At 70.4% G+C, this 267-nt stretch carries 1 pseudogene; it reads left to right on the forward strand.

The features are described 5' to 3' along the window. A pseudogene (locus tag ACQG3P_RS19900) lies at nt 1–267 on the forward strand (alginate lyase); the annotation flags it as partial.

Genomic DNA, 267 nt, shown 5'->3' on the forward strand with positions numbered 1-267 from the left:
TGGACGTGGGCTTCAAGGCGCAGTCGGCGGTGACCACGCGCCCGGTGCTGGGCAAGGCCAACGGCTACCTGCACGTGTGGGTGGATGCCTCCAGCGAACCGGGCACCGAGGCGCGCAGCCTGACCTGGCTGCTGGTTGGGCGCTTCTACACCTACCGCTTCGCCAGCACCGCGCCGGCGCGGGCGTTGATCGGCGAGAGCGGTGCGTACGATCCTTCCTTCAACCTGCGCCGCGAACCCCGGCTGCTGCAGCGCGTGGATGGCCAGG

The organism is Stenotrophomonas sp. SrG, from assembly GCF_050031795.1.
Taxonomy (GTDB): domain Bacteria; phylum Pseudomonadota; class Gammaproteobacteria; order Xanthomonadales; family Xanthomonadaceae; genus Stenotrophomonas; species Stenotrophomonas rhizophila_A.